Raw genomic sequence first — 21,740 nt, 5'->3', positions numbered from 1 at the left:
TCTCATTTCATCCAGTCGGGCTTGATGGGCAGGCCGTTGGCCGCCCGGTACTCACAGATGGCCTTGAGGTTGTCCATCTCCAGCTGGTGGCCTGCGGAGAACATCTCCCAGAAGTCGCCGACCCACACCGGCCGCTTCGGCGGCGCGGTCTCCGGGTACGGATTCTGGTCGTAGAAGGGGTGTTTGCAGTTGACCCACAGCACCACCGAACCCGGCTTGTCGAACACCGTCTGCGCGTCGACCACCCGAAGCAGGTAGATCATCCAGAGGTGGTCGGCCTGGTCCCAGGCGCAGTGGTAGTCGACGGTCATCGCGTCGGGATGGGCAACGGTGCGGGTGAAGATCTTGGTTTCGCTGCCGAGCCGGTCATAGGCCAGCCACAGTCCCTGCTCGTCGGTCGGGACGAACCCGCGCAGGCTGTAGGTCCACTCCTCCAGCGAACGGGTGTCGGCAAGGTATTCGAAAACCTCCTGCGGTGGCGCGGCGATATACGCCTGCACCGGACAGAATTCGCCGTAGATCTGGTCGTGCGGATAGACCGACCGCAGCATGTCGACGATGATCGGCGTGGTGGCATCCTTGTCCGAGTTCTCGATGCGAACGACGCCGGGGACGCCCTCCTCCGGGATATCGCTGAGTGCGGGCAGCGCACCCGTCGCCCGGCTACCACCCCTGATGGAATCGATACTCGATGCGGTCATTTGGTACTCCTGGATTGTTCAATGGTGGTCAAGAACGGCAGAAACGGCGGGACCTCGTCCGGGTCGACCTCGATCGAAAGGAACGACGGCCCTTGGATTTCCATGCAGCGCCGCAATGCGGTGCCGAGCTCGTCGCGAGCTCGCACGGAGAAGGCCGGTAGGTCGGGGAACATGGCGGCGACGCCGTCGCCGAGGTGCGCGGGCTGGAATCGGTTGAAGCTGTAGCGGTTTCGGTAGTACAGCTGTTCTCTGGTGACGCACATGGCATGCGCGTTGTTGTTCAGCACGATGAAGGTGATCGGCAACGCGTGCTCGACGGCGGTGTGAATCTCCATGCCGTGCATGTAGAACGCGCCGTCCCCGGCGACGACGACCGTGCGGCGCGTCCCGTCCGGCCCGTGCCGCCGCGCGAACGCCGAGCCGATGCCTGCGCCGAACGCGTAGCCCATGCCACCCATGCCGAGCGCGACGACGAACCGGCCGCCGCGCGGCACTCGCAGGTGATGCACCACGGCAGCACCGGTATTGCCGGCGTCCGCGTAGACGTCGGTGCCCTCGGGCAGGCCTGCTTCGATGGTCTCGATCAGGTGCCGATAGCGCAGGCCGGGCCCTGATGCCTCCGGGACATGAAGCGGGAGTAGCGGTGCGGGTTCGCGCCGCTCGGAAATGGTTGCCGTGGTGGTGAATTCGTCGGCCAGCTGGGCCAGGGTGCGGGCCAGATCGGTGCTGGTCACATGGATCGTCGGCAGGTACGGCAAGGTCACGCCGATGCTCGCCACGGTGGTGCCCGCCAGCAACTCGTCGAGGCCGGTGCGTGCGGTGATCGGCATTGGGGTGCCGATCACCAGACACAGTGCGGCCGAACGGATCGCCGCCGTCAGCTCGGGATGCCCCATGCTGCCCGCGACACCGCAGAAGCTCGGGTCGGTGTTGTCGTAGACGTCCTTGGCGTCCGGCGCGACGCCGACCGTGGCGTCGAGGCCTGCGGCCAGCCGCGCCAACGCGTCGCGCGCGTCGTCCCTGGCGACTTGGTCGCCGGCGATGATGACGATCTTGCCGGTGCTGCGGGCTATCGTGAGGGCGGCCCGCAACCGGATCAGTCCGGTCTCGTCGCGTCGATACTCCTTGGCGGGCAACCGAAACGGCGGCGCCGCGCCGATGCTCGACTGCTGCACATCCTTGGGCAGCAGCAGCACTGCGGGGCCGCCGCCGCGGGCGGCGCCGACCGCCATGGTCACCACGTCGGGCAGGTCGGCGCCGGTGTCGACGCGGGCACAGTACCGGGTGATCGCGTCGAACATGCGGACAGCATCGATGGTGCCCGCACGGCCACTGGAGTCCTGAAACGCGCCGTTGCCCTCCAGTGCCGTCGGTGGCTGGCCGACCAGGGCGAGCACGGGTACTCGCGACGCGAACGATTCGGCAAGTCCGGCAACGAGATTCATCGCGCCGCCGCCGGAGGTCGCGACGACGACGCCGATGCCGCCGGTGGATCGCGCGTAGCCGTCGGCCATGGTTGCCGCGGAGAACTCGTGCTTGGCAACTACTCCGGTGAGGTCGTGCGGTGCGTCGAAGATCGCGTCGTACAGATCCTCGATGTTCGCACCGTCGACGCCGAAGATATGCCGAACACCAAGGGCGGAAACCGCATCTACCAGATAGTCCACCACCCTGGTCCGCATCGGCACTCCTTCTCGCCTGTGGGGAACACGGTGATTGCTTTTCCGTGTACAGCAGTAATACGAGCAGGCGGAGCGGATGGTTCAACGCTGAACCGAAAGGGGGTGGAGCTGGCTACCTCATAGCGTGATCGGGTCGCTGTAGATGGCGTCGCTGGTTTGGCCCGCCGCGGTGATCAGCGTGAATTTCACGAAGGTGCGAATGGTGACCGGGCCGAGCGCACCGGTGACGGTGAGATGGGTATTGGACAGGTCGGCGTAGGCGAACGGCCGGGTCAGGGTGAACTTGGCCAGCGTCGTCTCGGTGATGCCGCCGTGGCCGACCTGGAAGGACAGCTGCTGGGACGGCAGGATCGTCGCTTGCGCGCCCAGTTCGGCGCCGAGCTTGGCGGACAAGGGGAATTCGACCTGGGCGCCGGGAACGGGCGCGATATTGATCTGCGGCGTCACGCCGGCCGAGATCTCCGGCCTGACCGCGCCGGTGACCGAGACCGACGGTGAGTTGAGGGTGACGGTAATCCCGTTGGGCGCGAAGGCCACTGGATAGCCGACCTCGTAGCCCACCTCCATGAAGGCGCCGCCGACGTTGGCGCCGGCCGGCCCGTCGACCTGGCCGATGCCGACACCGTTGAGGAAGGCCTCGCGGCTGAACGGGCTGCCGTCCAGCGGCGGGATGGTTCTTGCGCTGGTGTTGGCCTCGGTGGTCATGATGGCGTAGCCGTCCAGGGTCGGCTTGACCTGCTGGTGGCCGACGCGGACCGGCAGGGTTGCGGTGTCGAGGAAGTCCGCCGAGGCCGGTGTTGCCGTGCTCAGCAGCACGGCAATGGCGATGGGGCAACTCGCTAGCATGGTGCGGAGTCGTAGCGTCCGCCGAGCACTCTGAGGCATCACTGCAGCACTTTCTCGCGACTTACCTGGGTTTTCGGGTGCCGGGCTGGCAGCGTCGCCACTCGGACCTGAGTTCAGACTTCGTCGGCTAAAACCTCAGTGAATGTTCAGCAACTTACAAGAACAAGCTTTGAAATGGAAGCTTTTCGCCAAGGTGGGTTCCACCACTTGCGTGTACGTATACATCTACGTATAGTCGGATCATGCCCAACAAGACGATTTATGTTGCCGATGACGATCTGCCGCTGTTCCAGCGGGCCCAGGAACTGGTCGGCGGCAACCTGTCCGGGGCGGTGACCACCGCGCTGCGGCGATTCATCGAACTGGAAGAGGGTCGGCAGGAGGGCTACGAGGAGGTCGTCCTCCGGGTCGGCCACAACGGCGCCCGCCAGGTCCGATTCTCCGGTGCGCTGCTCGGCGAGTTCAAGGACTTCGATGCCGAGCAGACGACCGAACGGCTCTACAAGGTGTACCGCAGCCGCAAAGGCAAGTTCGTGATGCATGCCCAGTACGTCAACTGGGGTGAATATCCCCAATCCGACAACTGGATCAAGGATTTGACGAACTGGCGGCGCTTGCTCGGCGTCGGCGGTCAGGACTGGGGCGATTTCGTGCTGGAGATCGTGGATTCGCTCGACGAACTGAAGGGCAAACTGCCCGACACGCTGTACCAGCGGGTGGCCGACATCGCGAAACATCCGCAGGTCGAGGACCTCGATATCTAGTCGAATTTCGCTACCGCACAACTGAATACACCCAACTCGACACCTCGAGCCGCACCGGGACACCGGGAGCGGTGTCGATCAGTCATGCATTCATGCGCATGCGCATTCGCATAGGAAAATCGAAAGGACCGTCATGGTCAACGGCCATCGCGCACCCGCCATTTCGGCGCTCGGCTTGCGCAAAGCATTCGGCGAGCACGTGGTGCTCGACGGCATCGATATCACCGTGCCCGAGGGCACGGTCTATTCGCTGCTCGGCCCGAACGGCGCGGGCAAGACCACCACCGTGCAGATCCTGAGCACGCTGATCCACGCCGACGGCGGCGAAATGCGGGTCGGTGGCTACGATCTGGAGGCCGAACGCGACGAGGTGCGCAACGCGATCGGGGTCACCGGTCAGTTCTCGGCGGTCGACGAGTTGCTCACCGGCCGGGAGAACCTGGTCCTGATGGGTGACCTGCAGCATCTGCCCAAGCGGGAAAGCCGAAGGCTGGCAGCGGATCTGCTGGAGCGCTTCGATCTCACCGAGGCAGGCGACCGGCCCGCGAGCACCTATTCCGGCGGCATGACCCGGCGGCTCGACCTGGCCATGACCCTGGTCGGCGATCCGCGCATCATCTTCCTCGACGAGCCGACCACCGGACTCGACCCGCGTAGCCGCCGGGTGATCTGGGATCTCATCCGTGGCCTGGTCGACGATTTCAACGTCACGGTCTTCCTGACCACCCAGTACCTGGAGGAGGCCGATCAGCTCGCCGACCGCATCGCGGTGCTCGATCACGGCCGGATCGTCGCCGAAGGCACTGCGGCGGAACTCAAGCAGCTGGTGCCTGGCGGTCACATCCGATTGCAGTTCGCCGACCGAAGCGCGTTGTTCGCCGCCGCGACCGCGCTCGGGATCAGCAGCGGGATGGTCGACGAGGACGAGGAGTGCACGCTCGCGGTGCCGAGCGACGGCAGCGTGAAATCCCTGCGCGCCCTGCTGGATCGGCTCGACTACGAGCAGATCGAGGTCGACGGACTAGCGGTGCACACGCCCAATCTCGACGACGTATTCCTCACCCTCACCGGCCACCCGACCTCCGAAAAGGAAACGGTTTCATGAGTATGTCCTACGCCCTCGCCGATTCGGCGACCATGCTGCGGCGAAATCTGATGCACGCCAAGCGGTATCCGAGCATGAGTGTCGGCGTCATCCTGATGCCGACAGTGCTCATGCTGGTATTCAAGTTCGTGTTCGGTGGTGCGCTGGAGCAGTCCTCCGGCGGCAACTACATCGACTACCTGGCGCCCGGCATGCTGCTGATGATCCCGGCGTACATCACGGCATCGGTGGCGGTCTCCATCTGCACCGACGCCACCAAGGGCATCGTGAATCGGTTCCGCACCATGGGAATCACCCAGTCGTCGATGCTCACCGGACACGTGCTCGGTGCGTTGCTGCAGGCCCTCGGCGGCGTCGTGGTCATGAGCGCGGTCGCATTGCTCATCGGCTGGCGGCCCAATGCCACCGCGCTGGAATGGGTCGCCACCTTCGGGCTGCTGACCCTGATGATCTTCGCGCTCAACTGGCTTGCGGTCGCCTTCGGGCTGCTCGCCCCGAACCCGGAGGGCGCGAGCAACATGCTCTTCCCGGTCATCATGCTTCCGTTCCTCGGTAGCGGCCTGGTCAGCACCGACACCATGCCGGTCGGCCTGCGCCAGTTCGCCGAGTACCAGCCGTTCACCCCGATCACCGAGACCATCCGCGGCCTGCTGATGGGCACCGAGATCGGCAACAACGGCATCCTCGCGGTCGCCTGGTGCCTCGGCATCGCGATCGGTGGCTTCCTGTGGGCGAACTCGATCTTCCGCCGCAAGACCGCCTGAGCGATATCAGCGACATCCCCCGCCAGCAGAGGGGTCTGGCGGGGGATGTCGGCGTCGCGGCTCAGACCGTCGCGGTCAGCAGCACCTTTCCCGTTGCGGCGGAACGGATCTCGACGGCACGGACCTGATCCGGCGCGACGTCCAGGGTGCGGTCGATGGTCAGCTCGGTGCCGGGATTGGCAGGCCACTGGTCCAGCGGCTCCTGCTGCCCGTTGGTGCGGATGACATACAGCGCGAGGTTCCAGTTGTAGCGCTGCTCGCCGGGGCCGTAGCTGCAACTCATGATCAGCCGCGTCTTACCGTCGGACTGAACGAGTTTGACGCTCGCCGAGACCGGCGTCGGCTCCAGCGGCTCCATCCGCCGTTCGGCGAAGACCACATCGGTGGTGCCGGGACCGGAGCTGGTCACCGTCGCCACCACCGGCACCGCGATCGCCACCGCGGCGGCGGCCGCGACCACGGCGGCGCCGACGGTCACCCACCGGCTCCGGCGCCTGCGTCGCTCCGCCGCGTCGGCGAGCTTCGGCAGCAGTTGCGGCAGCGGCGGAGTCGTCTCGATCGGCGCCTGGGGCGCCTCGGGCGGTGCGATCATCGCCAGTGCGGTCTCGTTGTCGACCAGCGCGAGCATGCCGGGTAGCCCGGCCAATTCGGCGACGGAGGCCTGGCAGGAGGGGCACCCCGCCAAGTGGTCTTCGTATTCCCGGCGCTCGGTTCTGGTCAGGGAGCCGAGCACGTACGGCGCATCCCACGTGGTGTAGTCGTCGGCAAGATCCGTCATTGGTTCGTCACCCCCATCTCCTGTAGGGCCAGCCGTAGGGCCCGCATGCCGTAGTGCATCCGGGATTTCACCGTTCCCGCGGGAATGTCGAGCTCCGCGGCGATCTGGTGCGTCGAGAGGCCTCGATAGTAAGCACGCACGATCACCTCGCGGTGGTCGGCGCTGAGCTTGCCCAAGGCGTCCGCGACCAGCCAACCGTCCAGTGCACGGTCGGACTGGTCGGGTGCGGCCACCTCGGGCGGGCTGTCGGTGCGGAACTCGCGCCGGTTGCGGGCGCTGCGATGTTCATCCACGGCGAGATTGCGTGCCACGGTGAACAGCCATGCACGCGCCGACGTGGTGGATTGATCCAGCACATTCGGGCGTTGCCACGCCCGCAATAACGTCTCCTGCACGATGTCCTCGGCCCGGCCGGGGTCGCGGACCAAACCGAGCGTGTACCGCCACAGAGCAGCCGCGTGTTCGTCGTGTAGGACCCGCAACAACTCGGTTCGGTTGTCCGGCATTGCTCACCTCCCGCTCATCCCACGAATCAGCAGGGGTAAACGGTTCAATACGAACCACCATGTCAATTGCGCTCGAGTTCGATCGGGTGAGTGGCGAGTAACGACAGCGGCAACGGTTGGCGGCGCAGCACGTGGGCCCACAGGTCGGCGCGGCCGGTGCTGATCGGATCGGACGGCAACGCGGACAACACGATCCAGTCGTTGTTCTCCAGCTCGCCTTCGAGCTGACCGAAGGTCCAGCCCGCATAACCTGCGAAAATGCGGATGCCTTCGACCAATTGCCCGATCTCGTCCTGGTCGGCGTCCAGGTCGACGAGGACAACGCGGCCGTCGATCCGGCGTAAGCCGTGCACGCCGTCGATGCTCGCGCCGACGCGGACGGTGCCGAGGCACAACGCCGCGTCCCGCTTGACCGGACCGCCGATGAACAGGGTGCGCGGCGCGGCGGCCAACTCCGTCCAGCGGGGTAGTACATCGTGCACGGCGGTGTCGCTCGGGCGGTTGAGCACGACACCGAGGCTGCCCGCCTCGTTGTGCTCGATGATGTAGACAACGGTGCGCCGGAAAGTAGGTTCGGCCAGTTCGGTCGCCGACACCAGCAGGGTGCCGGCGCGCACCACCTGCTCGCCGTGCCGGAAATCGCGCCGCTTGCGGTCGCCGTGCCCGCCGCGAGTTTTCCGATCATCCGGGTCGTCTGCGCGTGCCACTCGGACATCATCGCAGTTGTTTCCGTGATATGCGCCTTCTGCGGACGAGTTCGGGTCATCGGATTTTGCGTCAGGGCCCCGTAACCGGCGATTCGGGGCATCGTAGAGTCCGTGTCATGGAACCGCCCGAGGTGCGCCTCGAGAACAGCGACACCGTGTACGACTTCTATCTGACGCATCGCCAGAATCGGCTGAAGGCCTGGGGTGCCTACGCCATTCTGGGGCGTCGTTACCACCCACGCGTCTCCTATGCCGAGGGTGCGCGCGCGGGTTTGCGCGCGGCGATCAAGCAGGGGCGACCGCTGTTGATCTCGATCAATCATCTTTCCGAGAACGATCCGTACACGGTCGCGGCGGCGGCGTGGCGCAGCGGGCTGCGACCGGTGATCGGGCGAACGCGAGTGCTTGCCAAAGACGAGTTGTTCCTCGAGGACGAACAGCGCCGCAAGATCGACATGATGGGCGGAATTCCGGTGTTTCGCGGTAAGGACCACGGCATTCGCGCGGTCAATGCGGCCGGGCAGCGAATGATGGATATCTGCGCGCAGCGGATGGCCGCGGGTGACGGTGTCGCGGTTTTCCCCGAGGGCACCTGCAATGAGGTCGACCCGACACAGGTGCAGGCGGTCGGCAGCGGCATCGGGCATATCGCGTTTCGCGCCATGAAACTCGGCGTCGAGCCGGTGCTGGTGTCCATGGCCATGAGCTATGGCCCGCGCACCGATCCGACCGTGCAGCCGACCAAGGAAGAGGCGAAGGGGGCCAGCTTCTACTTCGGTGTGCCGATCGCCGAGCTGCCTGCCAAGCCCGGCGATATCGCGCGGCTCGTGCGCACCGATCTGCAGCAGGCGCTCGACGGAGCGGTCGCCGCTTACTGAGGCAGGTTCAGCCCGTCGCGGGCCCAATGCGGCACCATCACCAGGTATTCGGGCCTGGTCTCGATGAAGTGGTGCACCATCGGACACATCGGCAGCGCGCCGAGTTTGTCCCGCGCGGTGCTGTTCAACGCCGCTTCTACTAACTCGCGGCCATAGCCGTGGCCCTCGAACTTCGGGTAGATCTCGGTGTGGACGAACGCCCGTTCCGATTGCGTGTCCTGGTATTCGACATAGCCGGCGATCGCACCGTCGACATGGATCTCGAAGCGTTCCAGTGCGGTGTTGAGACGGACCTCGGTCGACATGGCTCGACGCTACCCCCGTGGGCCGCCATCTGCGCATTCTGCGTCGAGTACCTGCGGAATCGGACGCTCGACTTGTCTGGCCGTCCCGGCCTGCGCAGAATGCTCATGATCGGGGTCGCGCGCGGGTAAGCGCGGTGGCGGCCCGGGGAGGTACGAAACATGATGAAGGTTCGGCTGTTCTCCCGCGCCGCGGTGGCGATGGCTGCCGCGTGTGCGCTCGGCGGCTCGATGCTGTCCGGCTTTGCCGGTGCGGCGCCGGGGGTTTCCTTCGGCGACTGCCCGGCGGATGCGGTGGCGCCAGGGCACGGTGTGCAGTGCGCCGTCGTCGAGGTGCCGATGAACTACGCCGAACCGGACGGTCCGCGGATCGAGCTGACCGTCAGCCGGATCGCCGCCAGCGGGCAACGTCGCGGTGCGCTGTTCGCCAATCCGGGTGGGCCCGGCGCCGAGGGGCTGGACTTCTGGGGGCAGCGCACCGACGTGCTGCCCGCGGCGCTCGCCACCGACTACGACCGGATCGCGGTGCAGCCGCGCGGCCTGCGTTTCGCCACGCCACTCGACTGCATCGGCGCGGACGGCGCCCCGGTTTCGCTGAGCAACGGCAACCGCGACGTTGTCAAGAAGGCTTGCGACGCTTCGCACCCCGGCTATCTCGACACCATCACCACCGAGAGCACCGCCCGCGACATGGACGAGGTGCGCGCCGCGCTCGGGCTGGATCGGATCAGCTATCTCGGCACCTCCTACGGCACCTATCTCGGCGCGGTGTATGCCTCGCTGTTCCCCGACCGGGTGGACCGAATGGTGTTGGACTCCAACGTCAATCCCGACTGGGTGTGGACCGAGGAGTTCGCCCAGCAGCAGGTGGCAGGCAAGCAGCGGCTCGACGATCTGTTCGCCTGGATCGCCGATCACGGCGCCGAATATCGTCTCGGTGACACGGCTTTGCAGGTCTATCAGAACTGGGTACGCATGGCGGTCGACCAGGGCGGCGGCTGGTACGCCAACCTGACCCCGCCGCCGGCCAGCCTCGCCGACCTGCCCGGCAGCTTGCCTGAGCCGCTCGCCGAGATCGCCCGCGACGGCTACAGCGGCGGCATCGAGCAGACCGGCAAGCTGCAGAACCTGTTGCGTGCCTTGGTCTCCGGCGGCGCCTCCGCGCAGGGTCCGTTGCTCGGCGCCACTCAGGTCGCCACCTACACCAGGACCTACTGGCCCGCCTTCGCCCGCGCGATGTCCGAGGCCGCCGCCGACCCGGCGAACACGCAGCGCCTGCGCACCATCGAGGGCGCGACCTCGACCGGCGCGACCGGCCGCTCCGTCTTCGCCGCAATCACCTGCAACGAGAACGCCATTCCCGGCAGGCTCGACGTGATCGGCTCCGCGATCGCCACCATCGCCTCCGGCGGCAACGCCATGGACGCCCGCGCCGACCTGGTCCGTTCCGGAATGGCGTGCGGCGCTTGGAAACCCGTCACCAAGCCGGTCCCGATCAGCAATGCGGGCCTGCGCACCCGTCCGCTGGTCCTGCAGAGCAGAAACGACGCCCTCACCAAATATGAAGGCGGACCGGCCATGGCCAAGGCACTCAACGGCGCGCTGATCACGGTCGCGGGCGGTGATCACGGCAACTTCGGCCGCGGCAACCGCGCCGTCGACGACGCGGTGCTGACCTACCTGCGCACCGGCGAGGTCACCATCACCGAGGCCGCCGAGGCACCCCTGCCCACCCGCTGACCGTCTGGTAGCCCAGACAATTACTCGGCCGGAGCGCACCGCGGGGGAAGTGTGGGGATCACACTGCACACCATGATGACGTGGACTCCGCTGCACGGGCAGCCGTATCAGCCAATTCCCTACCACCCGAACCGGATTCCCGTTGCCGACGCGCTTGCCGCGTCCGCCGCGTTTCGCGCGCGGATGGACGAGCGCAGGACAGTGCGGATGTTCTCGTCCGAACCGGTGCCGGTGCAGTTGGTGCTCGATGCGGTCGCGGTGGCGAACACCGCCCCGTCGGGGGCGCATCAGCAGCCGTGGACGTTTGTGCTGGTCGAGGATCCCGCGGTGCGGGCCAAGATTCGGGAGGCGGCCGAGGAGGAGGAACGCATCTCCTATCGTGGGCGCCTCGGCGAGGAATGGCTGTCCGCGTTGCGCCCGCTCGGCACCGATGAGCACAAACCGCATCTCACCGACGCACCGTACCTGCTCGTTGTCTTCCAGCAGCGCTTCGGACTTCGTGCGGACGGCACCACCTACAAGCACTACTACGGTGACGAATCGGTGGGCATCGCCGTCGGCATGCTGCTCACCTCGCTGCACATGGCGGGCCTCGCGGCCCTCACCCACACCCCGAGCCCGATGGGCTTCCTCTCGAAGGTGCTCAATCGTCCTCGTAACGAAAAGGCTTTCGCGGTAATCCCGATCGGCTATCCCGCCGACGATGCGGTCGTGCCGAATCTGGTCCGCAAAACCATGGACCAGATTCTCGTCCGCATCTGACGGCCCTCACGGGACGAGGACGACCTTGCCGGTGACGGTTCCGGACTCGGCGAGCTCCATGGCGCGCGCGGCCTCGGTGAGCGGGATGCGCGCCGCCACCTGGGCGCGCAGCGTGCCTGCCGCGGCGAGGTCGAAGACCGCGCCGAGGTCCTCGGTGATCCGATTGCGGAACCGGGTGGCGTTGCGCTTGCCTGCCCAGATGTTGAAGAAATGCGCGCTTCGCTTGTTGGGCAGCGCATTCCACCAGAGCAGCTTGGCGAACAGGCGCAGCACCGGCAGCCGCGAATTGCCCTCGTCGTTCTTGGTCGATGCGGTGCCGTAGGACACCAGGGTGCCGCCGGGCGCGAGCAGCCGGAACGAGTCGACGATGCCGGGTCCGCCGACGTGGTCGAAGACGGCGTCGACGCCGTTCGGAGCGAGCGAACGGACCTGCTCCGCCACGTCGCCGCGGTAGTCGATCCAGGTCGCGCCGAGCGCTTCGACGGCCGCCGCGTTGCGGGCCGAGGCGGTGCCGATGACGTGTACGCCTGCCGCGCGGGCCAATTGGACCAGCGTCGAGCCGACGCCGCCGTTGGCGCCGTGCACCAGGATGGTCTGACCCGGCCGCACCGACGCGCTGCGGTAGAGCATCTGCCACGCGGTGATCCCGTTCACCACAAAGGTTTCCGCTTCCGCCGGATCGAGTTCGCCGGGGACGCGCACCAATTCGGCGGCGTCGAGGACGACCAGGCTGCTCCAGCCGCCGGTCTTGGTCAGCGCGGCGACCCGCCTGCCGATCAGCGTCGGATCGACCTCGGCGCCGACCTCGATGACCGTGCCGACGAGGTCGTAGCCGGGCACGAACGGGAAGGCGGGCTGGTCGTAGTACTTGCCGCGGCGCATCTGCTGCTCGGCGAAGGAGACGCCGGAGGCTTCGACGCGGACGAGTGCCTGGCGCGGTCCCGGTGCGGGCAGGTCGCGCTGGGTGACCTGCAGGCCGTTCGGCTCGACGCGGCCGGGCAGGACGATTTCGAGTGCGGTGTTCATAACGTTCTCTCCTGGTGTGTGACTGGTCAATCACTCTTGCGGTAAAAAGAGTGCCCCGCGGACGGGGCGGTGTTGGAGCTAGTGGGCGTTCGGGTGGCGAATGCCCTCGGTCAGGATGGCGGCCCACGGGCTGTCGTGGTTGTCGAGGTCGAGGGTGGTGATCATGTGGCAGAGCTCGCCGTACGCGATGAAGCGCTGAACGTGCTCGTCCGCGGCGCAGGAGCGTTCCTTGGCGAACATGGTCACCCGCCCCATCCCGCGCCGGACCGCCTCGGCGATCTCGGGGATATCGCAGGCCGACCGCGCATGCACCTGCAGCATCAGCAGCTTCTTGTCGGCGATGAGTTCCGCGTAGGCGCCGCCCATTTCGTACAGGATCTGTTCGGGACTGCCGCCTGCGGCGCGCGCCGCGCCTGCCGACATCGCGCGCTCGACCAACTCGGTGCACCGGTCGAGCGCGGCGACGAACAGTGCCACTTTGCCGGGGAACAGCTTGAAGACGTACGCGGGGGAGATTTCCGCCCGCGCCGCCACGTTGTTGATCGGCGTGCCGTGGTATCCGCTCTTGGCGAACTCGGCGATGGCCGCGTCCACCACGGCGTCGCGTCGGACGTCCGATGTGGAAAGGGTGGCACCTCGTCTGCTCATGTGAGTGACTGTACACTCACTCTTTCGAGAGCGTCAACACTTGCCTCTTAGAACGCAGGTCAAGCCCAGTTTTCGGATTACCGGGGCGGTGGTGACTCGGCCCAGTCGGGAGCGTCGGCGACCAATTGTTCGGGGGCGGTCAACCGCCATGCCTCGAAGACGAGTTCCGCGAGTTCGTCGGCCTCGATGCCGGCGAGCTGGACCACGACCCAGCCGAAACCGCCCGCGGTGAATTGGATTTCGAAGACGTCGGGCCGCTCGGCGACCAGCGCCTGCTGTTCGGAGAGGGTTTGCTTCAGGCCGACGGTGTGGGTGGGCGGCCAGTAGTAGCCGAACGGCCTGCCGTTGACCTTGAACGTGGTGTACTTCCCGCCCGGTATGGACTTGGCGTCGGCGAGCGTGCCGACGATCCGGAAGAGCACGTCACTGTCCACTGCCATCTCGGGTCCCTACGGTCTTGTCCGCCAACGCTCCCGTAATCGTGACAGAGTCGGAACCCGGCCGACGACGAGACCGATCCCAGTCGCGCGAACTCGCGGTAGCGCTGCCATGGCGACCGCAGCGCGGGCGCTCGGTGCTGCTGGGCTGGCGCAGCAGCACCGATGCCGGGCCCGCGATGGGCAGCGCTCGCGGCGAACCTATTTCGTTGCCGCAGGCTCCGGCAAGACCTCGCCGGTCTCCAGCAGGGTCTTGAGGCTGGCGAGGATGCTCGGCCAGCCTTCGGTGATGCTGGTCAGCAGTGTGCTGCCCGGCCCGAAGCCGTCGTGCACGACGGTCAGCTTGACCACTTCGCCCGTCGGCTCCAGCTCGAAGCTCACCTTGGAGCGTGGTTCGCGGGCCCAGGCGGCGATCCTGTCCTTGTCCATCCCCATGGTATCGGCGAACGCTGGATCGAAGGTGTGCCAGGTGTAGGCGAGCCTGGTGTACGGATTCGCTTCCAGGACAACTTGTTCTGCGTCTTTGCTGCTCCAACCCCGCTGGTGCCACACCATTTCGGCGCCGGGCTGCCAGTCGGTGTCGAAGGAGGCGCCCCAGTAGCGGTCGGTGAAGGCCGGGTCGGTGAGTGCCTGCCACAGCTTTTCCGGCGTGGTCTTGATGTAGGTCGTGTAGACGAAGGTGTTGTCGCTCATAGGGTTTCCCTTCAGTGCTTTCTTGAGATCGGCGAGCGCGTGCACGCGAGCCCTGTCGTAGCGGGTGATCCAGCGTTCGGTGATGGCATTGATGGGCTCGGCATTGAGGTAGTGCAGTTTTTCGCGGCCGCTGCGCCGGGTGGTGATCAGGTTGGCCGCCTCGAGCACGGCGAGATGCTTGCTGACCGACTGGCGTGCCATCGCCAGTCCGGCGCACAGCTCGCGCAGGGTCTGCCCGTTGCGCGCGTTGAGGCTGTCGAGCAGCCGCCGACGGTTGGGATCGGCCAGCGCCTTGAAGACCTCGTCCATGCCACCTTTCCGGTTTATGCAGCCCCCTGGCTGCATGTTTGAGAATAGGCAGCCGAAAGGGTGCATGTCAAGAGGATCGAAAAGGGCATTGTGACGGCAGTATGTAGTAGATATGCTACGGGTGATCGAATTCTCACAACGGGAGGATGAGAATGACCGTGGGCACCGGCGTCGCGCTCGACGTCGACACACTGCGGATGCGATACGGGACCGCCGACGTCTTGCACGACGTGACCTTCCAAGCGCATCACGGCGAAGTTCTGGTGCTGCTCGGCCCGAACGGGGCGGGCAAGACCACCACCATCGAGATCCTGGAGGGCTTCCGCATGCGCTCGGCGGGCCGGGTCGAGGTGCTCGGCGTCGACCCGGCGCACGGCGACGAGGCATGGCGCGCACGCATCGGCGTCGTGCTGCAATCGTGGCGCGACCACGGCAAGTGGCGGGTGCGGGAACTGCTCGAATACCTGGGCGCCTTTTACGCGTCCTACAGCACCGAGCGGGTCCAACGGCCTTGGGACACCGACGAACTCATCGCGGCGGTCGGACTGACCGAGAAGGCGAACAGCAAGCTCAAGGATCTGTCCGGCGGGCAGCGCCGCAGGATGGACGTGGCGATCGGCATCGTCGGCCGCCCGGAGGTGCTCTTCCTCGACGAGCCGACCGCAGGCTTCGATCCGAAGGCGCGGCGGGAGTTCCACGATCTCGTGCACCGGCTGGCCGATCAGCAGACCACCATCCTGCTCACCACCCATGACCTCGACGAGGCCGAGAAACTCGCCGACCGGATCCTGATCCTGGCAGGCGGCCGGATCATCGCCGACGGGTCGGCCGACGAGCTGTCCCGCCGGATCGCGGGCGAGGCCGAGGTGAGCTGGACCAACGACGGACAACGCTTCGTGCACGCGACGACCGAATCGACGAAGTTCGTCCACGAACTGTTCAAGCAGCACGGTGACGCGATCGGCGACCTCGAGGTGCGCCGCGCCTCGCTGGAGGACACGTACATGACATTGGTGCGCCGCTTCGAATCCGGTCAGATCGAGTCCGAGGTACACACGCTCGAGGAGGTAGGGCGATGAACCCGATCGCCATCGCCGTCCGGCAGGGCTGGACGCGCGGCATGATCGAGCTGCGCCAAACGCTCACCAATGGGCAAGACCTGTTCGGGTTGCTGTTCTGGCCCGTTGCCATGCTGGTGGTGCTGTTCTTCATGCGGAACGCGACATTTCAGTCGAGCGGCTTGTTGCTCGGCTCGCTGGCGCTGCCGAGCGTGCTCGGCATGCTGGTCGCGGTCAACGGGATGATCGGCATGGGTCAGCAGCTCAGCCTGGATCGCGAAGACGGAACACTGTTGCGGGCCAAGGCAACCCCGAACGGCATGGTCGGCTATCTGATCGGCAAAATCGTCTTGGTGGCCGGGCAGGTGATCGTTCCTGGTGCCATCATCCTGATCCCCGGTGGGTTCCTGGTCGCCGGCTTGAACCTCGGCAGCGTCGGGTCGTGGCTGACGTTGCTCTGGGTGCTGGTGCTCGGACTGCTTGCCACCTTGCCGCTCGGCGCCGTCTTCGGATCGTTGTTCGCCAATCCGCGTAACTTCGCCTTGATGACCTTCCCGATCATGGGCTTGATCGCGGTGTCGGGCATCTTCTATCCGATCACCTCGATGCCGGGCTGGCTGCAAGGCGCGGCCCAGGTGTTCCCGGTGTACTGGCTCGGGCTCGGCATGCGCTCGGCGCTGTTGCCGGACGCGGCGGTCGCGGTGGAGCTCGATAATTCCTGGCGGACGATGGAAACCGTGGGGGTGCTCGGCTTCTGGGCGGTCCTCGGGTTGCTCGTCGCCCCGGTGGTGCTGCGTAGGATGGCACGTCGCGAGTCCGGATCGAGCGTGGCAGAGCGCCGCGAGAAAGCGATGCAGCGTGCCTACTGAGGTCATCTACAACCGCATCGCGATGCTGCGCGCCGAGCGCGGCATCTCGCGGCGCGAGTTGGCCGAGGCCCTCGGGGTGCATTACCAGACGATCGGCTATCTGGAGCGCGGCGAATACAGCCCGAGCTTGCACCTGGCACTGCGGATCGCGGCGTACTTCGAGGTGACGGTGGAGGTCATCTTCTCGACCAACCCCTTCCCCCGCCTCGGCTCGAATGCCGAACCTGCCTGACCTGCAAGACAACTGACCGCCGTGTCCCTGCGCGCGTCGGTCTCGGCATTTCCGCGGCGAGCTGCGCACGGAGGCCGGAGATTGCGTGCGGCTGCACTCCGATAGCGGTGCTGGCCGCCGCGATGGTTCGCGGCGACCAGCTGCCCCCTGATCGGTATTGCGCCCGGCTACGACTGGCTGCCGCGCATGAGTGCGTAGGTGGAGACCGCCTCGCCCTTCTCCTCGCTCGCGGCAACGGCCTTGCGCCAGAACGCCTGTGCGGTGTGCGAGAACGTGGCGTCGACGCCGACCTCCTCGCTGGCGTCGATGATGTGCTGCGCGCCGGCGTCCATCATCTTCAGGCTCGCCAGCGACGCCCAGCCGCCCGCCTGGTTGGCGACGGAGAACTCCGCCATGAAGTAGGGGAACGCCTCGCTGGAGCGCACCGCGAACGGGACGAACTGAGCGATGTCGTGGCCCGACTTCTCGATCATCGCGGTGGCCTGATCGAAGGCGAGCAGCCACGGATGGAAGATCGTGAGCAGGCCCTGGTAGAAGATCTGCGCCAGGCCGTCATCGGCGCCGAGGTACTCCTGCGGGCTCAGCGGACGCAGCAGCTCGGCGTGTGCGTCGAAGACCTCGCGCGGCCCGCTGTAGAAGATGTACGACGCGGGATGGGTGATGTTGTCACCGGCCGACATGACGCCGCCGGAAAGGAATTCCGCACCGTGCGAGCGGACCCATTCGCCGCCCGTGCGCGCCTTCTCCGGGGAATCCGAGGACAGGTTGGCGATCACCTTGCCGTCGAGGTGATCGACCGCGGGGCCGAGCACGTCGTACATGGCGGCGTAGTGGGTGAGGCTGAGCACCGTGACGTCGTTGGCGTCCAGCGCGTCGGCGACGGTGGCCGCCCGCTTCGCGCCGAGTTCGACCATCGCATCGACCTTGTCGGTGCTGCGGTTCCATACGGTCACCTCGACGCCTGCCGCCAAGAAGGCCTTGACCATCGACTGACCCATCGGGCCGAGGCCGACGACGGAGACGGAACGGCGGGTGGTCTGTTCGGACATTGTGTGCCCCTTCGGTTCTGGATCGGTGAGTGGTTTTGATCCGGTTCGGATCGTCTCGGCGCCGGAATCCATCGTGCGTTGCCGCAGGTAGGGTCGGGAAGACCGCACGTTCAGGTGTGGTTGCTTACCTCGAGGTTCGAAATATCGTCAGAAGGGTTTGGGTAGGCATGAGCGGTGACGCAGATCACGACGTGTGCGGCATGTCGATGGCGATCGATGTCGTCGGCGGCAAGTGGAAGCTGCACCTGATGTGGGCGCTGAGCGCCAGCCCGCAACGCTTCGGTGAGGTCCGCCGCCTGCTGACCGGGGTCAGCGAGAAGGTGCTCTCGGAGAACCTGCGCCAGCTCGAGGCCAGCGGGATCGTGCACCGTGAGATCTACCCGGAGATCCCACCCCGCGTCGAATACTCCCTCACCCCGCTCGGCGAGGAACTCGCCGTCGCCCTGAAGCCGCTGGAGGATTGGGGCGACAAGCATCGCGACGAACTCCTCGGAAAGACCCTCGCCTCGGTCGTTTAGCGTCCGACCCACACGCCGAGTCCCGTTGCCCCGCGCGATCGTTGGTGGGTTTACCGGACCCACAAACCGTTCACGCGGTTCACAGACCCAAGAGGGCTTGTGAACCGTACGAAGGCTCTGTGGGTCTAGCCCTTCAGCACAGGTGGCGTGCGGCTATCCGGGCGCCGAGATCCTCGAGCAGTGGGCCCGCGTGCGCGATAGAGCGGGCCGGGTCCGGTTCGAGGTCGCTGAGGGCATAGCAGGCGGTGAAGCCTGCCGCGCTGATCTCGTCGGCGCTGAGTAGTGTGCGGCCGACCGCGGCGACGACCGGAATGCCTGCCTTGCGTGCGGCATCGCAGACACCGATCGGAGCCTTGCCGTGCAAGCTTTGCTGATCCAGCGAACCTTCGCCGGTGACAACGAGATCGGCGTCGGCCAGCAGCGTGGGGAAGTCGAGCAGCTCGAGGATCACCGCGATGCCGCTGTGCACGTGCGCGCCGAGTATCGCGAGCGCGCCGAAGCCGGTGCCGCCTGCCGCGCCTGCGCCGGGTTGGTCGGCGAGGTCCGGACCTGCGAGCCGCGCCCAGTTCGCCAGTGCCGCTTCGAGAATGTCGAGATCGGTTGGGCTCGCGCCCTTTTGCGGTGCGTAAACCGCGACGGCGCCGGTAGGGCCGAGCAACGGGTTGTCGACATCGGAGGCCACCGTGAAGGTGGTGCTGCCGATCCGTGGGTGCAACTGTGCGCGATCGAGTGTTGCGGCGTGCGCCAAAGCCGCGCCACCTGTGGATAATTCGCGACCATCGGCATTGAGGAGGCGTGCGCCCAGCGCCTGCGCCATGCCTGCGCCACCGTCGGTGGACGCGCTGCCGCCGAGCCCGAGGACGATCTCGGTGGCACCTCGATCGAGGGCGTCGGCGATCGCGACGCCGAGGCCGAAAGTGCTTGCCCCGAGTGGATCTCGGTGTCCGCCAGGCAGTTTCTCCAGCCCGACGACGGTCGCCAACTCGATCACCGCGGTGGTGCCGTGTACCGCGTACGCCGTCTCGCCGAGAACCCCGGTCGGACCAGGTGCGGTGATTGCGACCCGGGTCCACCCGGCGGCCACGAACGCGTCGACCGTTCCGTCGCCGCCGTCGGCGACCGGCACCTGCCTGACCTCCGTCGTCGGCGCGACCCGCGCGATGCCCGCCGCGAGGGCGGCCGCCACCTGCGGTGCCGTCAGCGACCCCTTGAACTTGTCCGGTGCCAGCACCACCCGGCGAACGGCCTCGCGCGTCATCCCCACATTCTCGGCCGTTTCCACGCATGTCGCATGCCGACCCGACCGCAGAACGCCGCTGACCAGCAACAACAAGAAAAGAGAGCAGTGCTCTTGACTTCGTGGTCGTCAAAGTGGAACACTAATCACAACAGAGAGCAGTGCTCACTAAGAGGAGTTAGTCATGGACCACAGCACCCGCTACATCGGCCCGGCCGGCCTGGATCCGATCATGAACCGGATCTTCAACATGCTGCCCAAACTGGGCATCAGCGTCATGGGCTCGCGGCTGCTCGCGGTGCGTGGACGCAAGAGCGGCGAGTGGCGGACCACGATGGTCAACCTGATGGTGCGCGAAGACGGCGCCCGCTTCCTGGTCGCCCCGCGCGGCCACACCCAGTGGGTGCGCAATCTGCGCGTCGCAGGCGGCGGCGAACTGCGGCTCGGTCGCAAGGCCGAGGAATTCACCGCGACCGAGATCGCCGACGCCGACAAGGTCCCGCTGCTGCGGCTGTACCTGCAGAAGTGGGGTTGGGAGGTCGGCAAGTTCTTCGAAGGCGTGACCAAGGACGCCACCGACGCGGAATTGGCCGCCATCGCACCGGGATTCCCGGTCTTTCAGATCAATTGAGCGGCATCGGGCACGGCACGAACTTTCGCGCCTGCCGGATCAGGAAGTGCGGACCAAGAATTCGACCGCGGCCGCATACCCCTGAATCCCCATCCCGGCGATCACCGCGGTCGCGATCGGCGAGATATACGAGTGATGCCGGAACTCCTCACGCGCGTGCACATTGCTGATATGCACCTCGACAATGGGAAGTTCCGGGATCACCAGCGCGTCCCGCAGCGCCACCGAGGTATGGGTGAGGCCGCCGGGATTGATCACGATGCCCGCCTCGGCACCGCGTGCCTGATGAATGCGGTCGATCAGCGCGCCTTCGGAATTGGATTGGAAGGCGACGATCTCGCGGCCGTAGCGGTGCGCGGTCTGCCTGCAGAGCTCGACGACGTCGTCGAGCGTCGCCGCCCCGTAGACCTCCGGCTGGCGCGTGCCGAGCATGTTCAGGTTCGGGCCGTTGAGGACCAGAATCGGACCGTGTGCGGACATGCCAGCAACAGTAGTCGCACCGCGCCGCCGGACCGTTGTCCTCGAGGCCTGTGGAACTGTGTTTCCGGAGGCCCCGCGGACCTTTGTTCTAGAGGCCCTGCGGATGTTCTAGAGGCCCTCCGGAGCTGTGTTCTAAAGGCCCTGCGGACCTTCCGAACGCAGGTCGTCCACCTTACGCATGGCGCCGCGCAGTTCCTCCAGCCAGGCTTCCGCATGCTTGCCCGCCAGCTTCACCGTCCAGGCCAGCGCGTCGGCGCGGGAGCGGGCCACGCCCGAGTCGACCAGGGTGTCGAGCACCTGGCGTTCCGGCTGGCGCAGCCTGGTCATGACCGGAACCGCGAGGTGGGTGAACATGATCCGCTCGCCGTCCACCGAGACGCCCCACGCGACGCTGCGTCCGTAGCGGTGCTGCGCCTCGTCGGCGATCTGCATCCGGGCCGGGCGGGTCGACTCGCGGAAGCGCGAGATGGCGCCGTCCTTGGTAGCCTGCGGAACGCTCTCGGCGGGCGTCTCCGCGTCGACCTTCGCGTCCGGATCGGCGGTGGTCTTCTCGGGCTGCGGTATCGGCAGCTCGCCGACGACAACGATCTCGTCGCGATCGATCTCGATGACCGGCGCGCCGGTGAACCAGTTGTCGGGCAACCTGCCCGCGAACCAGTCCGCCGCGTCCGAGGGATCCGGGAGGTCGGCCTGCTGCCAGCCGCCGGATCGACCGAAACCCCGTCCTCGATGTGTGTGCCTCATGAGGGGTTCACCTACTTACTGTGAAGTGTTGCTTACATTGATTACAAGATTACTTCGCATCGGCTCGGAATGGTTCCGCTCTGTGCGAACGTAGTTAGCCGGTGATTCACAGGCACGATTCACGGTTGGTTGAAGGTGCATGTGGGTACTCATTGATCCGAAACGCCGAGTAAGGCAGTAAGTGCACAACTTTGCGTGGGTCCCGGTACGGTAGCGGCGCCGGTTCGTCGCCGTAGCAGTGGACAACGATCATGATCGCTCCCCAGCGATGGGA

The 21,740-nt window shown here is 66.3% G+C and carries 26 protein-coding genes; 11 read left to right on the top strand and 15 right to left on the bottom strand.

From position 1 onward, the window contains the following. Window positions 1–2: 2 nt before the first annotated feature. The 3 genes from ACGFNJ_RS03350 to ACGFNJ_RS03340 form a co-directional block, all read right to left on the bottom strand. Window positions 3–701, bottom strand: a complete 699-nt coding sequence (locus tag ACGFNJ_RS03350; protein ID WP_393442855.1) for an SRPBCC family protein — start codon at window positions 699–701, stop codon at window positions 3–5. After that, window positions 698–2,383, bottom strand: coding sequence for a thiamine pyrophosphate-binding protein (locus ACGFNJ_RS03345; RefSeq protein ID WP_393442853.1), 1,686 nt, complete (start codon window positions 2,381–2,383; stop codon window positions 698–700). Before ACGFNJ_RS03345 ends, ACGFNJ_RS03350 begins: the two co-directional genes overlap by 4 nt. Before the next feature lie 117 nt (window positions 2,384–2,500). After that, window positions 2,501–3,229 carry an MspA family porin gene (locus tag ACGFNJ_RS03340; RefSeq protein WP_393442851.1) on the bottom strand — a complete coding sequence of 243 codons (729 nt, stop codon included), beginning with the start codon at window positions 3,227–3,229 and terminating at the stop codon, window positions 2,501–2,503. A 242-nt stretch (window positions 3,230–3,471) separates the two neighbouring features. On the opposite strand from ACGFNJ_RS03340, the gene ACGFNJ_RS03335 reads away from it, so the two are divergent. The 3 genes from ACGFNJ_RS03335 to ACGFNJ_RS03325 all read left to right on the top strand — a co-directional run bounded on the left by ACGFNJ_RS03335 (window position 3,472) and on the right by ACGFNJ_RS03325 (window position 5,862). After that, the gene (locus ACGFNJ_RS03335; RefSeq protein WP_069161383.1) at window positions 3,472–3,993 is read left to right on the top strand and encodes an EXLDI protein; all 522 of its coding nucleotides are present in this window, start codon (window positions 3,472–3,474) and stop codon (window positions 3,991–3,993) included. 133 nt (window positions 3,994–4,126) lie between these two features. Continuing rightward, entirely contained in the window at window positions 4,127–5,098 is a 972-nt protein-coding gene (locus ACGFNJ_RS03330) for an ATP-binding cassette domain-containing protein (protein WP_393442849.1), read from the top strand. Further along, window positions 5,095–5,862: an ABC transporter permease gene (locus ACGFNJ_RS03325; protein WP_393442847.1), complete on the top strand. Its 768-nt coding sequence runs from the start codon at window positions 5,095–5,097 to the stop codon at window positions 5,860–5,862. Before ACGFNJ_RS03330 ends, ACGFNJ_RS03325 begins: the two co-directional genes overlap by 4 nt. Window positions 5,863–5,923: 61 nt before the next feature. Here ACGFNJ_RS03325 and ACGFNJ_RS03320 read toward each other — a convergent pair whose 3' ends face one another. From ACGFNJ_RS03320 to ACGFNJ_RS03310, 3 genes are all read right to left on the bottom strand, one after another. Beyond that, window positions 5,924–6,640 carry an anti-sigma factor family protein gene (locus tag ACGFNJ_RS03320; RefSeq protein ID WP_393442845.1) on the bottom strand — a complete coding sequence of 239 codons (717 nt, stop codon included), beginning with the start codon at window positions 6,638–6,640 and terminating at the stop codon, window positions 5,924–5,926. Next, a complete protein-coding gene (locus tag ACGFNJ_RS03315) occupies window positions 6,637–7,146 on the bottom strand; it encodes a sigma-70 family RNA polymerase sigma factor (protein WP_069161386.1) in 510 nt (169 codons plus the stop codon). The genes ACGFNJ_RS03320 and ACGFNJ_RS03315 overlap by 4 nt, the downstream gene beginning before the upstream one ends. Before the next feature lie 62 nt (window positions 7,147–7,208). After that, window positions 7,209–7,853, bottom strand: a complete 645-nt coding sequence (locus tag ACGFNJ_RS03310; RefSeq protein ID WP_084654400.1) for a YqgE/AlgH family protein — start codon at window positions 7,851–7,853, stop codon at window positions 7,209–7,211. A gap of 116 nt (window positions 7,854–7,969) precedes the next feature. On the opposite strand from ACGFNJ_RS03310, the gene ACGFNJ_RS03305 reads away from it, so the two are divergent. Continuing rightward, complete coding sequence (locus ACGFNJ_RS03305; RefSeq protein ID WP_393442843.1) at window positions 7,970–8,731, top strand: lysophospholipid acyltransferase family protein; 762 nt, start codon at window positions 7,970–7,972, stop codon at window positions 8,729–8,731. Here ACGFNJ_RS03305 and ACGFNJ_RS03300 read toward each other — a convergent pair. Then, window positions 8,725–9,036: a GNAT family N-acetyltransferase gene (locus ACGFNJ_RS03300; RefSeq protein ID WP_393442841.1), complete on the bottom strand. Its 312-nt coding sequence runs from the start codon at window positions 9,034–9,036 to the stop codon at window positions 8,725–8,727. The two genes, ACGFNJ_RS03305 and ACGFNJ_RS03300, sit on opposite strands and share 7 nt — an antisense overlap. 159 nt (window positions 9,037–9,195) lie before the next feature. On the opposite strand from ACGFNJ_RS03300, the gene ACGFNJ_RS03295 reads away from it, so the two are divergent. Both ACGFNJ_RS03295 and ACGFNJ_RS03290 read left to right on the top strand, forming a co-directional pair. Next, window positions 9,196–10,773, top strand: coding sequence for an alpha/beta hydrolase (locus ACGFNJ_RS03295; RefSeq protein ID WP_393442839.1), 1,578 nt, complete (start codon window positions 9,196–9,198; stop codon window positions 10,771–10,773). Between the two features lie 72 nt (window positions 10,774–10,845). Next, the gene (locus ACGFNJ_RS03290; RefSeq protein ID WP_069161390.1) at window positions 10,846–11,535 is read left to right on the top strand and encodes a nitroreductase family protein; all 690 of its coding nucleotides are present in this window, start codon (window positions 10,846–10,848) and stop codon (window positions 11,533–11,535) included. A gap of 6 nt (window positions 11,536–11,541) precedes the next feature. Here ACGFNJ_RS03290 and ACGFNJ_RS03285 read toward each other — a convergent pair whose 3' ends face one another. From ACGFNJ_RS03285 to ACGFNJ_RS03270, 4 genes are all read right to left on the bottom strand, one after another. Then, entirely contained in the window at window positions 11,542–12,561 is a 1,020-nt protein-coding gene (locus ACGFNJ_RS03285) for a medium chain dehydrogenase/reductase family protein (RefSeq protein ID WP_393442837.1), read from the bottom strand. 78 nt (window positions 12,562–12,639) lie between these two features. Further along, entirely contained in the window at window positions 12,640–13,209 is a 570-nt protein-coding gene (locus ACGFNJ_RS03280) for a TetR/AcrR family transcriptional regulator (RefSeq protein ID WP_393442835.1), read from the bottom strand. Between the two features lie 77 nt (window positions 13,210–13,286). Then, window positions 13,287–13,649, bottom strand: a complete 363-nt coding sequence (locus ACGFNJ_RS03275; RefSeq protein ID WP_393442833.1) for an MmcQ/YjbR family DNA-binding protein — start codon at window positions 13,647–13,649, stop codon at window positions 13,287–13,289. A 198-nt stretch (window positions 13,650–13,847) separates the two neighbouring features. Further along, on the bottom strand, window positions 13,848–14,648 hold the full coding sequence (locus ACGFNJ_RS03270) for an ArsR/SmtB family transcription factor (RefSeq protein ID WP_393442831.1): 801 nt from the start codon (window positions 14,646–14,648) through the stop codon (window positions 13,848–13,850). A gap of 152 nt (window positions 14,649–14,800) precedes the next feature. Here ACGFNJ_RS03270 and ACGFNJ_RS03265 point away from each other — a divergent pair, with 152 nt between their 5' ends. From ACGFNJ_RS03265 to ACGFNJ_RS03255, 3 genes are read left to right on the top strand one after another with little or no spacing between them, the layout of a single operon-like run. After that, entirely contained in the window at window positions 14,801–15,727 is a 927-nt protein-coding gene (locus tag ACGFNJ_RS03265; RefSeq protein ID WP_393442829.1) for an ABC transporter ATP-binding protein, read from the top strand. Continuing rightward, complete coding sequence (locus tag ACGFNJ_RS03260) at window positions 15,724–16,575, top strand: ABC transporter permease (RefSeq protein ID WP_393442827.1); 852 nt, start codon at window positions 15,724–15,726, stop codon at window positions 16,573–16,575. Before ACGFNJ_RS03265 ends, ACGFNJ_RS03260 begins: the two co-directional genes overlap by 4 nt. Beyond that, window positions 16,565–16,807, top strand: a complete 243-nt coding sequence (locus ACGFNJ_RS03255) for a helix-turn-helix transcriptional regulator (RefSeq protein ID WP_393442825.1) — start codon at window positions 16,565–16,567, stop codon at window positions 16,805–16,807. Before ACGFNJ_RS03260 ends, ACGFNJ_RS03255 begins: the two co-directional genes overlap by 11 nt. A gap of 167 nt (window positions 16,808–16,974) precedes the next feature. Here the strand turns inward: ACGFNJ_RS03255 and ACGFNJ_RS03250 are convergent, their stop codons facing one another. Continuing rightward, a complete protein-coding gene (locus ACGFNJ_RS03250) occupies window positions 16,975–17,928 on the bottom strand; it encodes an NAD(P)-dependent oxidoreductase (protein ID WP_393443737.1) in 954 nt (317 codons plus the stop codon). A 95-nt stretch (window positions 17,929–18,023) separates the two neighbouring features. Between ACGFNJ_RS03250 and ACGFNJ_RS03245 the strand changes: the two genes are divergently transcribed. After that, complete coding sequence (locus ACGFNJ_RS03245; protein ID WP_393442823.1) at window positions 18,024–18,374, top strand: winged helix-turn-helix transcriptional regulator; 351 nt, start codon at window positions 18,024–18,026, stop codon at window positions 18,372–18,374. A gap of 133 nt (window positions 18,375–18,507) precedes the next feature. Here the strand turns inward: ACGFNJ_RS03245 and ACGFNJ_RS03240 are convergent, their stop codons facing one another. Continuing rightward, window positions 18,508–19,632, bottom strand: a complete 1,125-nt coding sequence (locus ACGFNJ_RS03240) for a glycerate kinase (protein WP_393442821.1) — start codon at window positions 19,630–19,632, stop codon at window positions 18,508–18,510. A 163-nt stretch (window positions 19,633–19,795) separates the two neighbouring features. Between ACGFNJ_RS03240 and ACGFNJ_RS03235 the strand changes: the two genes are divergently transcribed. After that, a complete protein-coding gene (locus tag ACGFNJ_RS03235; RefSeq protein WP_393442819.1) occupies window positions 19,796–20,242 on the top strand; it encodes a nitroreductase/quinone reductase family protein in 447 nt (148 codons plus the stop codon). Window positions 20,243–20,281: 39 nt separating this feature from the next. On the opposite strand, the gene aroQ is transcribed toward ACGFNJ_RS03235, so the two are convergent. Together aroQ and ACGFNJ_RS03225 are read right to left on the bottom strand one after the other, a co-directional pair. Next, window positions 20,282–20,722, bottom strand: a complete 441-nt coding sequence (gene aroQ, locus ACGFNJ_RS03230) for a type II 3-dehydroquinate dehydratase (protein ID WP_393442817.1) — start codon at window positions 20,720–20,722, stop codon at window positions 20,282–20,284. Between the two features lie 132 nt (window positions 20,723–20,854). After that, a complete protein-coding gene (locus ACGFNJ_RS03225) occupies window positions 20,855–21,466 on the bottom strand; it encodes a hypothetical protein (RefSeq protein WP_393442815.1) in 612 nt (203 codons plus the stop codon). Between the last annotated feature and the right edge of the window lie 274 nt (window positions 21,467–21,740).

It is taken from the genome of Nocardia sp. NPDC049149, assembly GCF_043197455.1.
Lineage (GTDB): Bacteria > Actinomycetota > Actinomycetes > Mycobacteriales > Mycobacteriaceae > Nocardia.
The sequence above is the reverse complement of the archived record's forward strand: the minus strand, read 5'-3'. Positions and strand labels throughout refer to the sequence as shown.